General features: G+C 34.8%; 11 protein-coding genes. 5 read left to right on the forward strand and 6 right to left on the reverse strand.

What is annotated here, in order from left to right:
* The first annotated feature begins 370 nt into the window (after nt 1-370).
* The 3 genes from BLS98_RS17315 to BLS98_RS17325 are packed head-to-tail and all read left to right on the forward strand — an operon-like array spanning nt 371 to nt 4,746.
* Entirely contained in the window at nt 371-2,044 is a 1,674-nt protein-coding gene (locus BLS98_RS17315) for a peptidase domain-containing ABC transporter (protein ID WP_089737812.1), read from the forward strand.
* A 1-nt stretch (nt 2,045) separates the two neighbouring features.
* On the forward strand, nt 2,046-3,359 hold the full coding sequence (locus BLS98_RS17320; RefSeq protein WP_089737858.1) for an HlyD family secretion protein: 1,314 nt from the start codon (nt 2,046-2,048) through the stop codon (nt 3,357-3,359).
* Complete coding sequence (locus BLS98_RS17325) at nt 3,325-4,746, forward strand: TolC family protein (RefSeq protein ID WP_089737813.1); 1,422 nt, start codon at nt 3,325-3,327, stop codon at nt 4,744-4,746. Before BLS98_RS17320 ends, BLS98_RS17325 begins: the two co-directional genes overlap by 35 nt.
* Before the next feature lie 85 nt (nt 4,747-4,831).
* Here BLS98_RS17325 and BLS98_RS17330 read toward each other — a convergent pair whose 3' ends face one another.
* The 4 genes from BLS98_RS17330 to BLS98_RS17345 form a co-directional block, all read right to left on the reverse strand.
* Nucleotides 4,832-6,109: a chloride channel protein gene (locus BLS98_RS17330; RefSeq protein ID WP_089737815.1), complete on the reverse strand. Its 1,278-nt coding sequence runs from the start codon at nt 6,107-6,109 to the stop codon at nt 4,832-4,834.
* Nucleotides 6,110-6,111: 2 nt separating this feature from the next.
* Nucleotides 6,112-6,498, reverse strand: a complete 387-nt coding sequence (locus tag BLS98_RS17335; RefSeq protein WP_089737817.1) for a DUF423 domain-containing protein — start codon at nt 6,496-6,498, stop codon at nt 6,112-6,114.
* A 1-nt stretch (nt 6,499) separates the two neighbouring features.
* The gene (locus BLS98_RS17340) at nt 6,500-7,585 is read right to left on the reverse strand and encodes a hypothetical protein (protein ID WP_089737819.1); all 1,086 of its coding nucleotides are present in this window, start codon (nt 7,583-7,585) and stop codon (nt 6,500-6,502) included.
* A 166-nt stretch (nt 7,586-7,751) separates the two neighbouring features.
* Nucleotides 7,752-9,080, reverse strand: coding sequence for a hydroxymethylglutaryl-CoA reductase, degradative (locus BLS98_RS17345; protein WP_089737821.1), 1,329 nt, complete (start codon nt 9,078-9,080; stop codon nt 7,752-7,754).
* A gap of 244 nt (nt 9,081-9,324) precedes the next feature.
* Here BLS98_RS17345 and BLS98_RS17350 point away from each other — a divergent pair, with 244 nt between their 5' ends.
* Nucleotides 9,325-10,584, forward strand: a complete 1,260-nt coding sequence (locus tag BLS98_RS17350; RefSeq protein ID WP_089737823.1) for a putative DNA modification/repair radical SAM protein — start codon at nt 9,325-9,327, stop codon at nt 10,582-10,584.
* Here the strand turns inward: BLS98_RS17350 and BLS98_RS23610 are convergent.
* Nucleotides 10,581-11,999 carry a S41 family peptidase gene (locus tag BLS98_RS23610; protein ID WP_228425374.1) on the reverse strand — a complete coding sequence of 473 codons (1,419 nt, stop codon included), beginning with the start codon at nt 11,997-11,999 and terminating at the stop codon, nt 10,581-10,583. The genes BLS98_RS17350 and BLS98_RS23610 overlap by 4 nt on opposite strands.
* Before the next feature lie 56 nt (nt 12,000-12,055).
* Complete coding sequence (locus BLS98_RS17360) at nt 12,056-12,889, reverse strand: helix-turn-helix domain-containing protein (RefSeq protein WP_089737825.1); 834 nt, start codon at nt 12,887-12,889, stop codon at nt 12,056-12,058.
* Nucleotides 12,890-13,059: 170 nt separating this feature from the next.
* Here BLS98_RS17360 and BLS98_RS17365 point away from each other — a divergent pair, with 170 nt between their 5' ends.
* Nucleotides 13,060-13,818 carry a TIGR03915 family putative DNA repair protein gene (locus BLS98_RS17365; RefSeq protein WP_089737827.1) on the forward strand — a complete coding sequence of 253 codons (759 nt, stop codon included), beginning with the start codon at nt 13,060-13,062 and terminating at the stop codon, nt 13,816-13,818.
* The last annotated feature ends 512 nt before the right edge of the window (nt 13,819-14,330 follow it).

Below are 14,330 nucleotides of genomic sequence, written 5' to 3' on the forward strand. Positions count from 1 at the left end.
TGTAGATAAGAATATTAACAAATCTCATCCATTATCTTTGAAGCTCCGAAATAAAAGATATATACTCTATGAATTTTCAGAAAAAATTCACAATAGACGGAGAGCTTTGTTTACAAAATTCAAAAAAAATAAGCCCCGGCAGAATTCTTATTAAAAATCAGTCAAAGCAAATCATAAAATCTGATTTTATAAAAAGTATTTACATCTCAACTATTGTACCTGTTTCAAGGATTTTCAGCAGCTTACATCGTATACAGGTATTCTAAAATGGGAAACTTCCAGCCTTTAATTTCCACTAGTCAGTCACTTTATATCTCGGAAAATCTCAAACACATAAACATTTAACCTTCTTAAAAAAGAAAAAAGAAAAATGGAAATAACAGCAAATGAACAGGGTAAAAAACTGCTCCGTTACATTACAAAAGAGAAAAAAGATGTTACTAATATTTATTTTTATGCCGTCCTCAACGGTCTTGTTTTATTGAGTATCCCTTTGGGAATACAGTCTATTGTAAGTTTTGTGATGGGAGCCACCATGACAACTTCTATTTACATTCTTATATTTTTTGTAGTCATCGGAACATGGCTTGCCGGATATTTCAGGTTAAAGGTTATCCAGATTATTGAAAAAATACAACAGAAAATATATGTAGAATTTTCCATTGCCATAGCGGAGAAAATACCCAAAGTAGATTTATCTTATACCAGGAAATATTATCTTCCTGAGTTGGTTAACCGTTTTTTTGATATCCAAAATTTGCAAAAAGGAATTTCAAAGATTTTGCTGGAGATCCCTACCGCCTTGATTCAAATTGCTTTTGGGATTCTCTTACTTTCTTTTTATCATCCCTGGTTTTTGGCATTCGGAGGGTTAGTTATTATTTCTGTGGTTATTATTTTCAGATACACGATGGAAAGCGGAATCAAATCCAGTATTGAAGAAAGCAACAAGAAATATGATACTGCTGCCTGGATAGAGGATATTGCCGGATCTGTGAAAACATTTAAAATGTATTCGGAAAATGACGCCCATTTAAAAGGAACCGATGACCGGGTTGTAGAATATCTTAAGCACAGAACTTCCCATTTCAAGGTTCTTGTCTTTCAATATAAAACAATTATTGCCTTTAAGGTTATCATCACTTTAGCGATGCTTGCCATTGGAACTTATCTTCTGATCAATCAAAAATTAAATATCGGAGCCTTTATTGCAACGGAGATTGTCGTCTTAAGTATCATGTCAGCAGTAGAAAAACTTATTGTAAGCCTTGAAAGTTATTATGATCTTATCGCTTCTTTTGCTAAACTTTCAAAAATTACTGAACTTAAAGAAGAACCCAATGGTGAAATTGTATTATCTCAAAAAGAAAAGGGGACAGAGATTGAATTCAAAAATGTAAGTTTCTCATTTAATGACCATAATCCGATACTTTCTGATCTTAATTTTAAAATCAAGGAAAACAGCATCACTCTACTAACAGGTAAACTCGGATCCGGAAAAACACTTCTCCTCAATATGATCACAGGATTTTTTGAACCCAGCTCAGGAACCATTCTGTTTGATAAGATTCCATTAAAGAATATCGAGAAACAGCAACTGAGAAATCATATAGGCCTTTATCTTGAAAATATGAAAATTATTCAGGGAACGGTAAAAGAAAATATCACATTAGGAAATACTGAAAGCCATACAGAAGACATCCTTGAACTTTCTGAAAATATAGGAATAGAAAATATTTCCAGCATGTTTAGTAGTGGATTTTTCACTGAGGTCAGCGAGACTGATCCTGAAATCACTTTCAGTTCAAAGAAGAAAATTTTGCTACTTCGTGCTCTTCTGGGTGAAAAAAGGCTCATTATTCTGGAAAATCCTTTTGCAGGAATTCGTGAAGAATATCAGTATAAAATGATTGAGTATCTGCAGAAGGTCAAAGAAAAAACAACCATCATTATCGTTTCGCAAGATCCAGAATTGCTGCAGTATGCAGATCAGCATATTCATCTGGAAGACAGCACATCAAAAACATATTATAAAAATCAGTAACATGGAACTACAGTCATTTGACAAGATCTATCATATTCATAAAAAATCAAGAGTAAAAAGATGGTTTATGTTTATCTTCATTGGGGGGCTTATCACTTTATTTCTTCCCTGGACCCAGAATATAAAAGTAAAGGGAAATGTTACTTCTCTTTATCAGGAACAGCGGCCACAGCAACTCCACTCTCCTATTCCTGGAAAAATCATCAAATGGAATGTGAAAAATGGGGATTATGTAAAAAAGGGAGATACTTTGCTGCAGCTTTCAGAAATAAAAGATGATTATTTAGATCCACTTTTGGTACAAAGAACCGAGGAACAGGTGAATGCCAAAAAAGGGGTACGGAATTTTTATGAAGCTAAAGTAGGAACGGTTAAAATCCAGCTTCAAGCCCTGCATTCAGCAAGAGATCTAAAACTGAATCAGCTCAAAATAAAAATCAGTCAGCTCAACAATAAACTTACCGGGGAAGAAGCTGAATTGGGAGCAGCAACCAATGAACTTAGATTGTCTGAAGATCAGTTTATCAGGCAGAAAAAAATGTATGAAGAAGGATTAGTCTCTCTTACCCAATTTCAGCAGAGAAGCATTTCCTACCAAAACGCTATTGCCAAAAAAACCGCTTCGGAAAATAAAACTGCTCAAACCCGTCAGGAAATTATCAATACAGGAATTGAACAAAATTCTGTCATTCAGGATTACACAGAGAAACTCAGTAAAATAGAAGGAGACCGCTTTCAGAATATGGGGCAAATTGAAGGGAGTGAAGGAGATATTGCCAAGCTCGAAAACCAAGTGGCCAATTATAAAGCAAGACAGGGTTTATATTTCATCATTGCTTCACAGGACGGGCAGGTCATACAACTTAACAAAACAGGAATTGGAGAGGTTCTAAAAGACGGAGAAAACATAGGAACCATTGTTCCTACGACAGTAGATTATGCGGTGGAAATTTATATCAAACCTGTAGATCTTCCTCTTGTTAAAGAAAAGCAGCGTGTTATGTGTATTTTTGATGGTTTTCCAGCTATTGTGTTTTCAGGATGGCCCAACTCCAGCTACGGAACGTTTGCAGGGGAAGTGATTTCTGTAGAAAGCAATATCAGTGCGAACGGACTTTTTAAAGCGTTAGTCATTGAAGATAAGAATGAAAAAAGATGGCCTCCAAAAATTAAGATGGGTGCAGGCGTACAGGGAATTGCCATTCTCAATGATGTCCCGATATGGTATGAACTCTGGAGAAATATCAATGGTTTCCCACCTGATTATTATGAAGTAAAAAATGAGCAATCTGGTCAATATGAAAAAACAAAGTAAATTCCTTTTTATTCTGATCCTCTCTTTTTTCCAATATGGTTTCGCTCAGGATTCTTTAAGTATTTCGGCTCAGGAGTTTATTTCGGTAGTCAAAAATTATCACCCGCTGGCATTGAAATACCAGCTTCAGAATACCATTGCCCAATCGGAGATTACCAAAGCAAGAGGGCGTTTTGATCCGGTTCTGGGTGGAAAGCTTGGTGAGAAAAATATTGACGGAACTCAATATTACAGACAGAAAAACCTTGAATTGGGTATTCCCACCTGGTACGGAATTGATCTGACAGCAGGCTATCACTATTTGGATGGTGAAAAATTAAACTCCAGTGATACAAAGGGCGGACTTTACAGCGTGGGAATCACCGTCCCTTTGGCTAAAAATCTTTTGTATGATCAACGAAGAGCCATATTAGATCAGGCAAAGTTTGCTTTAAAAATGACTGAAGCCGAGCAAGCTGTTCTGACTAACGAATTACTTCTTGAAGCGGAAAACACGTATTGGGAATGGGTGCAAAGTTTTGAAATTTATCAACTCCAGACTAAAGTGGTAGAAATTAATAAAAAGCGTCTGGATCTTACCCAAAAGACTTTTGAATATGGAGAAAGAGCAGCCATAGACACTGTTGAAGCGATTTCCCAGCTGCAAAGCTTTGAACTTCAGCAGCAAGAGGCCTATCTAACCTTTATCAGAAATACACAGCGGCTGCAGCTATTTTTATGGAAAGACAATCGTGAGATCTATGAAATTTCACAGATTATTTATCCTAAAGATCATCTTTCCGGCCATACGGCTTATTCAGATTTCGAATTTCTTCTGCAAGAACTTAGCTCAAAAGAAATGAATAATCATTGGTCTGTACTTTATTATAGTCAGAAAAACGCCATTTTAGAAAGTGAGCGCAAACTGAAATGGCAGAGCTTTCTTCCTAAGCTTGATTTCACTTATAATTTCTTCAATAAAGAAAATTACCGAGCAGATTACCTTCCGCTTTTTGACAATAATTTCCAATATGGTTTAAAACTTGAAATCCCAGTGTTCCAAAGAGAAGCCAGAGCCCATTATCAGATTGCTAAAATTAAAATACAACAAAATCAGATGGACACTCAGCTTAAAAAGAGAGAACTCCAGACCAAAATTGAAACCTATAAAAATGAACTGGTCAATTATCACACTCAAATCAATCTTTCACAAAAAAATCTTGTGAATTATCAAAAGCTTCTCGCTGCAGAAGAAACCAAATACAGCAATGGGGAAAGCTCCCTTTTCCTCATTAATTCGAGGGAGAATAAAATGATTGACGCCCAGGAAAAATTTATTTCCATTCAAATGAAATTTGTCAAAAGTTTCAATAAGCTTAAATGGATGAAAGAAAATTTTTCTTTATAAAAACATAAAAAGTTCAGGGATCTCCTGAACTTTTTCGATTCTGATCTTTACAACGGATCAGAAATAATTTTATCAATAATAATGACTACTCTTCTGCTAATCTTTCAGATTGAGATCCGATAAAAGGGATCCTTGGGGCAAGGAAATATCCCGTAAGACTGGCAAACAATATCGGAACAAAATAAGTAAACCCGGTTAAAGTTCCCAGAATAATGGTTGTACTCATCGGAGTTCTTGTTACACAGGCATTAATAGCTGCCATACAGCTTACAATAGCCAAAGTAGTATCTACACTTGGAAACAAATTATGAATGATTAAACCCAAAGTTGTACCCACAAAGAACAGTGGAATGATAAAGCCTCCTCTCCAACCCGAAGTTACTGTGATGGCAATTGCTAATATTTTAAAGACTAAAACTAAGATCAGGAAATTCAATCCGAAATTTCCTCCAATTAATTGGTTGATCTCGTTGTGTCCAAAGTATCTTGTGATAGGGAAATTGTAAGCAATAACTCCCAAAATAATTCCTCCTACTAATGTCTTGATGTAAATCGGAAATTTTCTGTATTCAAAAATCTTTTTGAAAAATTTCACTACAAAGATGAAAATCCAACCGAAAAGGGTTCCTACAATTCCAAATAAAGTAGCATATAAAAAATCATATACACCGGTGTAGTGATAGGCTTTCAAATCCCATGTTGCTCCAATTCCAAGATGGATAATTAAAGCAAACATCAAGTAACTGAAGCAGCTTGCTACCAAAGCCGGAATAATGGCTTTATAATACTCAACGGCATGTTTGTGATGTAGAATTTCCAGGGAAAAAAGACTTCCTCCCAGCGGAGCTCCAAAAAGAGCAGTAAACCCTGAAGCCATCCCGGCAATACTTAATGAACGAAGTTCTTCGCCTTTCAATCTGAAGATTTTTCCAAGCCAGGTTCCTGTAGATCCGGTAACCTGTACTAAAGGGGCTTCCGGGCCTAAACTTCCCCCTGATGCCACACAAAAAAGAGAGGAAAGAATCATGGATGGGTTATTTTTCGGTTCCAGTTTTCCTTTATTGAACCTGATGTTATTTACAATCAGATGGATTTCTCCGGGATCTCCGATAAAATGAATCACCAGGCCTGCCAGCAAACCACAAATTGCCATGGTTGGAATCACCTGCCATCCTTGAAAATGAGCTAGAAACTCAGTAAAATGTTCCAGCACAATCCAATATCCCCCGGCAATAATACCTCCTACCAAACCTGTAAAAGCCCACATGAAAAAAGTACGACTGAATACAAAAGGATTGAATCTGATGGGTTGATCCAAGAGATTAAATGTTTTGATTAAGCGTCTTCTTCTATTGATTTTCATTTTTAGATTCTATTTTTAGCAAAATAAAGAATCAGCATTCCCCAGCTCAAAATCATGAATAATCCACCAAGCGGAGTAATGGGTCCTAAAAATTTAAGATTAACTCCTAAATAATCCTGCATGCTCAGGAAATAAATACTTACTGAGAACAAAAGTGTTCCCGCAATCATTAAAATAGAGGTCCATTTTTCTGTGGAAGTTTCAAATTTTAAAATATATCCGATGATCAGCAGGAAAAAAGCTGCATACATCTGGTATCGTACTCCGGTTTCAAAACTTTCCAGTCTTTCTACGGATAATATTTTCTTTAAAGCGTGAGCTCCGAAGGCACCAAGGATAACAGAAACCATTCCGTAAACTGCACCAAAAATCAGGGTAATTGTTTTCATTTTATAACTCTTCTAATTCTATACTTAAATTTTTCTTTGTCTTATAGTCCTGCCATGTTCCGGAAATTTTATTTCCGTTTATTTCTGCCTCTACAAATGCTCTAGGAACCCACTGACGGGTTTCTTCATTGTAATGGTCATTTTCTGTAATCGAAATATGATTTCCTTTCATCTGCCCGTCCCATTTAATAAGCTTTTTATTTTTATCATACCAATATTCAGCATTAAAAGAACTCATTCCTGAGGAATCATCAGCAGGATAAAAACGACTTACAAGAACTGTAATGGGGTATTTCCCATCAATTTTTCCTTTATACAGCTTATTTTTGAAACTTGTTTTTTCCATCTTATCAGATCCGCTAAGCAAATTTCGAGCATAAGGACTCCAGTACTTTTCAAGCTCCTTATATGTCAATTCAATTTCGTGACTTCCAAGATCATCCAAAGCTCTCATTGCATGATTAGAACATCTTCCAGCTACAAACGTCAGCTTATCCTTTCCAAAAAAATACCTGATATCATCCAAAGACTGTTCTGTAGAACACCCTTCATATAAACCAATCTGCTCTTCTGTTTCTACCGGTGGATTTTTCTCCGACTTCAATTCAGCCAGAAAATCATTAACTCTTTTCTTTACTTTCTGTCCCAGCAAATGCTCAAGACTTTTGATTGAATTGGCCTGAAATAAATCTTGAACATTGATGAAATTTCCGGTTCTCAAATCAAAATTTTTCCAATCTGAAAAAGCTTCCGGATAAGCTCCTGAAGCTTCACCATCCATCCCGATACTCAGAATATTTTTAGGCGTTTCCAATTTTTTCCAACTATAGAAATACACATAGTTAGCATAAGAAGTTGTTCCTGTAGAAACCAGTTTAAAAGGATTGGAACCTGAATTGGGAATATATTCCAACTCATTAACCTGTAAAAATGTATTTATTTTGTTCTCCACCAAAGGATTTTCTGCATAGGAAACTACCGGAAAAGTAGAATCTTCGGTCTTTGGTTGTAAGTCCGATATTTTTAAATTTTTCTGTGAAAAACTTAAACCGGAAACCAACATGAAAAACAAAACACTTTTTTTCATTATTTCGAGTTTAAATACATTAAAATAAACTTGGCTACCAAAGTAGAAATCCCAAGTATAATAAACATATTAGCAAATCTCTTTGAACTTTGAAAGCCTGGTGAAGTGGTTTTCTTCAAAAAGAATCCAAAGATGAGAAATATGATAGGCAGAATTATCTGTAACATTAGTTTTCTCTCATTCTGTTAAACTCATTGATTACCTCATGATGACTCACCGTCTTATCTTTGAAGTAAGTCACAAAATGCTGCTTTTCTTCTTCTGTAGCTCCCAATTGGTTCAGAATATTCAATAAATGCATTTTCATATGACCTTTCTGAATTCCTGTTGTTACTAACGAACGTAGAGCACCAAAGTTTTGTGCTAGCCCTGAAACAGCCAAAATACTCATCAATTCCTGAGCAGACGGTTTTCCAAGTAAAGCTAAAGAGAATTTTACCAAAGGGTGAAGATTCGTTAACCCTCCTACAACCCCTACAGAAATCGGAAGGTCTATCCAGAATCTGAAAACTCCGTTATCTGTTGTACAGTGTGTCAACGATCTGTATTGTCCGTCTCTTGCGGCATAGGCATGAGCACAGGCTTCCGTTGCTCTGAAATCGTTTCCGGTTGCAATTACAACTGCGTCTACACCATTCATTACTCCTTTATTATGAGTTGTTGCACGGTAAGGTTCAATTTCAGCAATGGTTACAGCTTGTTTAAATTTAGCTGCAAATTCTTCAGGAGAAATTCCGCTATCATCTTTTAAGTCTTCCATTTTACATGAAACTTCCGCTCTTACAACACAATCAGGAGTAAAGTTGGAAAGAATGTTCATCACAATTTGTAATGAATTTTTCTCATCCTGAGTGAAATCTTCACTGGTTGCTACTTCCTGTCTCAAAGTTTTTCCAAACTGTTCAAGACAAGAATTGATAAAATTAGCTCCCATTGAGTCTACGGTATCAAAACTTGCTTTCAGTTGGTAATAGTTCGGCATTTCTGCTGTTTTATCCACAAGGCTGATGTTCAGAATTCCACCACCACGTTTTCTCATATTCGCAGTAATCTCTTCTGTGGATTCAAGCAATTTTTTCTTTAAACTGAAATTAAAGAAGTGTAATAATTTGTGCGACTCTACATTGAATATAAAATGAGTGTGGCCTAACTTTTCAGTATTAATAATGGTTGTTTTAAAACCTCCTTTATCAATCCAGAATTTTGCTGCTTTGGAAGCTGCTGCTACTACTGAACTTTCTTCAACGGCCATTGGTAGTGCCAATAGTTTTCCGTCTATCAAAAAGTTCGGAGCAATTCCATACGGCATATAGAAATTGGAAATTGTATTTTCAGAAAATTCTTCGTGAAGCTTCTGAAGGTCTGCATCTTCATTCCAATATTGTTTTAATATATTTTGATATTCCTGGTTACCTTCAAGATATTCGTTTACGAGCCAGTCGATTTTCCCCTGCTTTGGAAGCTTGGAAAAACCTTCGATCGGTTTATGATTCATATATAGAGATATTTTATTTTTTCAAAGGTTATATGCAATCGCGTCGTTTTCATTCGTATTTGTGCTACGTAAATCATGGCGATTTCATGATATAAACTTTAATGAGGCGTAAATATAATGATTTTGAGGCTCTTTTTTGTTGATAACTTCTATGAAAAAAGATTGACATTTATCAATTTTAGAACTAAATTTGAACACATATTAAAACACAAATTGATACAAATTATATCAAACTATTTATAGTATGAATTTTGACCGCCTTAAAGAAAAACTTGAAATCCTTGCTGATGCGGCAAAGTATGATGTTTCATGCTCATCAAGCGGAGGAACCAGAAAAAATAAAAAGGGTGCTTTGGGAGATAGTTCCGTAAGCGGAATTTGTCATACCTACACCGAAGACGGCAGATGTGTTTCTTTACTTAAAATTTTATTGACTAATCACTGTATTTATGATTGCGCTTATTGTGTATCCAGAAGCTCCAATGATATAAAAAGAGCTGCTTTCACAGTAGAAGAAGTGGTAGACCTTACCATTAATTTTTACCGTAGAAATTATATTGAAGGATTGTTTCTGAGTTCCGGAATTTTTAAAAATGCGGATACAACCATGGAAAGACTTGTCCGCGTTGCTAAAAAGCTTCGTATGGAGGAAAATTTCAATGGATATATTCATTTAAAATCTATTCCGGGAGCCAGTGATGAACTGATGCAGGAAGCCGCTTTATATGCAGACAGGCTTTCAGTAAATCTGGAAATCCCTACAGAAAGCGGGCTAAAACTATTAGCTCCTGAAAAAAATAGGCAGGATATGATTAGTCCTATGAGATACATTCAAAAAGGGATTATCCAATATCAGGACGAGAAAAAGATTTTAAAGAAAGTTCCGAAGTTTGCTCCGGCAGGACAATCCACTCAAATGATTGTAGGAGCTACTAACGAAAATGATCTGCAAATCATTAAAGTGGCAGATCATTTTTATAGGAACTTCAACCTGAAAAGGGTGTATTATTCCGGATATGTTCCGGTTTTAGAAGATAACAGACTTCCATCTCTAACTACTGAAGTTCCCATGCTTCGTGAAAACAGGCTTTACCAATCGGATTGGCTGATGAGATTTTACGGTTTTAAAGCTGAGGAAATTCTTGATCCCAATGTTCCTTTTCTAGATTTGGAAGTAGATCCGAAATTAAGTTGGGCCTTACGGCATCTGGATCAGTTTCCTGTGAATATCCAGACTGCCGATTATCAGATGATTTTAAGAATTCCCGGCATTGGAGTCAAATCTGCACAAAAAATCTTGAGTGCAAGGCGTTTTCAGATTTTAAATCTGGATCATTTGAGACAATTAGGAACAGCTGTTAACAGAGCCAAATATTTTATTGATTTTAACGCCGGAAATGCCTATTTAAAATATTTAACGGATAAAAATTTTAGAAAATTACTGGTTGGCGGAAGTTCCTCAAAATTTCATAATCAATTTTCACAGCAACTGAGTTTGTTTTAGTTCTCCAAATATTCTTGCGCAAACTTCACCCAGTCTTCAATACTGCTATCAAGATAGATATCAGGCTGAACTCCGATGTTGTCTATAGGATAATCCGGTAACCTATAAGACCGATAAGTAGGCATCAATAGTTTATAATTACTACATCCATATTCAAAAAACATAGCATTAGCATAATCTAAAACCCCTGAAGACGGGATTCCCATAATCTTCACTTTTTTACTTTGTCTCACCTTCAAAAGAAAATTTTCAGCCGCACTTGCTGTTTTATTATCGGCCAGTACAACAACCTGTAATGGACTTTTAGCTGCCGGAGAAATCCGGTCAATATTGATCTTATCCTGATTGTAATTAATGTACTTTCCCGGATTATTTTTAAGCAGATCAATTCTTGTTTTTAAACCGCTTATTTCCTCCCTGTTTTTAACAGAATCCTTCATAATTCCTTTCAGATAGTTCTCGGAAGTATGAATCAGTGTAGGAGAAGCAAGATATTCTGCTCCTACATTCCTCACAGGATTAGTAATAAGATAAGGTAAAATATTCTTGTAAGCATTATCGGTGCCACCTCCGTTGCCTCTTACATCAATGATCCAATACTCCACACTTTCAAGCAGTTCCTTATTTCTTTCTATGAGATTCTCTATGATGTTCACATAGGGGTAACTAAAATTCTGAAGTTTGATCATGGCGGTCTTAGCGCTTATCTTTTTAACAAAAATTCCATTCAATTCTCCAATTATAGTTTCAATTTCTCCTGTACTCATCAATGATTGAGGAACCTGCCTTGTAAATGCCATCCTCTGATCATTGAAGTATAGGAAACTGTTTTTATAGATCCTATAAGTTCCTTTCTGTAGAGAATGAGCCTGCGTATAATATTCATAACTACCATCTGCAAATAACCGGAACTTAATTTCTCCTGGCTTCCAGTAAGCAGGATCAGCATTTATAATAAATCCTACATATTCTTTTTCACTGATCTTTTTAATGCCGACTTCGTAAGCATTATCTTTCCAGATTCCCTCAAAACTATTTTCCTTTTTTTGTACTTCTTTTTTGAATTTTTCCGGGTTTATTTTTAAAGATTTTGTTTTGATAGCTGCCGATGGTTTCGGCTGTTCTACTGCATTGGGAAGAACCCAAATATGTCTGTCTTTAAAAAATCCTGTATAATTCTTCAATATAGCCAGACATTCCTCATCATTTATCTTTTCATCAGAAGATTTAAGTGCTTTTTCTTTAAGATTTTCATACAGAAATTTATCTTTTGTTTTTGTTTCAAAGCCGGGGTACTCACTTTCAATCTTAACAATTATTTTCTGCAATGCATCTTTACATCCACAAGATTGCTGTGCATTCCAAAGGTTACCCAAAAAAAGGACGATCAGTCCCAGGAAAAATTTGATTTTCATTAGAAATTTTTATACAAAAAAAATCAATTAAGGCTCACAAAAATTGTAAAAAACATTCAATCTTGATTTTTATTGCAGATCCAGGTCAGATCTTTTTGGCTGACAGAGATTTTATCTGATATTTTTTTGGGGGAGAAACCAGCCAGTACTTTAAAATCTTTAATAAAATGTGCCTGATCATAGTATTGATTCTGATAGGCAACCGCAGTGAGTGAGTTCCCCGGTTTCAGGAGATCATTTAAAACATTTCTGAATCTTAATGTTTTTAAATATGATTTTGGATTCTGCCCCAGTTGATTTTTAAACAACCGGAATAATGTTGCTTCACTTATTTTAAGTGTTCCGGAAAGGTCATCGATATTTAAGGTTTTTTGGGTATTGATCAGTATAAGGGCCTCATCTATTTTTCCAGGAATATTATCTCTTAAGTTCTCACACAGAAAATCTTCAAGTTTTTCTGCTCTTTTATAAAAATCAGTTATCTCAAAGATTTCTTCCAGAATATTTTTGTCTGTAGGGAAAATATCATCAAATACATGTTCAGATTGCATAAGATCATCATAAGAGGCTCCAGTAAAGGCTCTCAAAGCGGAGGAGTTAAACACGATACAAACCTGATCAAGCGAGGTATGGATATTGACATGAAAAGGCATTTTATGGAATCCGTACAGTCTACTGCTAAAAGTATTCCCGATTGTAATATCGCAAAAGTTGGTTCCTGATCCATATATATACGAAACTTTGTTCTGCTTATAGATCGCCAAACAAAGGTTGGTATTTGGAAAAGTAGTATATTCTAAAAACTCATCATCTGTCTTTTTGAAAAACAGAAAATACTGAATGTATTTCTTTAGGATCTCATTCTTAGGTTTTATGATAACTGAATTCATTGATTAGTTCTGAATTTTATGGTATCTTAGTTCTGAACTTGAAACCGGATTCCGAAAGCCTAAATTTAGATAAACTTTCTTTTGTCTGAAAATTTTTAAGACGTAATTAATTTAATTAAATACTTGAATCAGAATAACTAGAAATAATTATTAAATTACTATATTTATACATGACCACACTACTTTATGACGGCAGTTTCGATGGCCTTTTCACCGCAATATTTGAAGTCTTTGAATATCGCTATAAAGATGTGGAAATTGTAAGTAGAGAAAGGTTTTATCAGGAAAATATTTTTGCAGAAATTCACGAAGTTGTTACCCAAACTGATAAATCCGAAAGGGTATTAAAAAAGTTGGAACAACATCTTGGGAAACAAGGTATCCATAAGCTTTTAAAAGTTTTTTTATCTGAAGATCCTGAATTGGAAAAAGTCATATTATCAGCTGTAAAACAATCTGTAAAAAATCCTGAAGAAAACATCCTGGAAAATTATGCAGATGTTGATATCATGAAAATTTCTAAAATCTGCAAATCTGTAGACAGAGAAAGCCACCGCATGACCGCTTTTGTCCGCTTCGAGAAAATGCAGGATGGTATTTTCTTTTCAAAAATAGACCCTGATTTTAATATTCTCCCTTTGATCAGAAAACATTTTAGTGACCGTTATCAGGATCAGAAATGGATGATTTATGATTTACGCAGAAATTATGGAATTCTTTATGATCTGGAAACCTCAGATTTCTTTTATCCGGAGGAAAAATTGGATATCAAGAATTATCAAGAGAAGTTTCATGATGAGGAAAAGAATTATCAAACGCTTTGGCAAAGGTATTTTACAAAAACTAATATTGTTGAAAGAAAAAATTTGAAGCTTCATGTACAGCATGTTCCCAAAAGATATTGGAAGTATTTAACTGAGAAGTTGTGATTTTAAAAAGAAATTTCAAATTCACATTTCCATATTGTGGATAACTTTTCCATACTTCAAATTAGACTTATTTCTGAAAAACCTTTTAAAAGAAACATTCTATAACCTACTATATTTGTGACAGATATAACATTACTTATTCTACAATCCCATATTGTGGATAACTTTTTTAACCACGGATTACACGGATTTACACAGATGATTGCTTTTTAAGTGGACAGTTTAAGTAGGAAAAATTTGAGCAGGCTTTTAATTCATATTATGACATTGTGGATAACTTTTTTAACTCTATTTGTTAGAATTTTTCTTGAAAAGCCTTTTAACAGAGATATTTCATAACTAACTATACTTGCGATAGATACAGCATTACTTATTCTACAATCCCATATTGTGGATAACTTTTTTAACCATGGATTACCTTTAGATTTACAAAAGGATTTAGTTATAAATTAGATAATAATTAAATTCTGAAGAACCAGAGAAAATAAAGTGAACTAAACAGATTTCCAGAA

The organism is Chryseobacterium jejuense, from assembly GCF_900100075.1.
In the GTDB taxonomy this organism is placed as follows: domain Bacteria; phylum Bacteroidota; class Bacteroidia; order Flavobacteriales; family Weeksellaceae; genus Chryseobacterium; species Chryseobacterium jejuense.

Bases quoted from the DNA above. Each gene is read 5' to 3' on its own strand.
- BLS98_RS17315 (WP_089737812.1), top strand. From the start codon at position 371: ATGGAAATAACAGCAAATGAACAGGGTAAAAAACTGCTCCGTTACATT.
- BLS98_RS17320 (WP_089737858.1), top strand. From the start codon at position 2,046: ATGGAACTACAGTCATTTGACAAGATCTATCATATTCATAAAAAATCA.
- BLS98_RS17325 (WP_089737813.1), top strand. From the start codon at position 3,325: ATGAGCAATCTGGTCAATATGAAAAAACAAAGTAAATTCCTTTTTATT.
- BLS98_RS17330 (WP_089737815.1), bottom strand. From the start codon at position 6,109: ATGAAAATCAATAGAAGAAGACGCTTAATCAAAACATTTAATCTCTTG.
- BLS98_RS17335 (WP_089737817.1), bottom strand. From the start codon at position 6,498: ATGAAAACAATTACCCTGATTTTTGGTGCAGTTTACGGAATGGTTTCT.
- BLS98_RS17340 (WP_089737819.1), bottom strand. From the start codon at position 7,585: ATGAAAAAAAGTGTTTTGTTTTTCATGTTGGTTTCCGGTTTAAGTTTT.
- BLS98_RS17345 (WP_089737821.1), bottom strand. From the start codon at position 9,080: ATGAATCATAAACCGATCGAAGGTTTTTCCAAGCTTCCAAAGCAGGGG.
- BLS98_RS17350 (WP_089737823.1), top strand. From the start codon at position 9,325: ATGAATTTTGACCGCCTTAAAGAAAAACTTGAAATCCTTGCTGATGCG.
- BLS98_RS23610 (WP_228425374.1), bottom strand. From the start codon at position 11,999: ATGAAAATCAAATTTTTCCTGGGACTGATCGTCCTTTTTTTGGGTAAC.
- BLS98_RS17360 (WP_089737825.1), bottom strand. From the start codon at position 12,889: ATGAATTCAGTTATCATAAAACCTAAGAATGAGATCCTAAAGAAATAC.
- BLS98_RS17365 (WP_089737827.1), top strand. From the start codon at position 13,060: ATGACCACACTACTTTATGACGGCAGTTTCGATGGCCTTTTCACCGCA.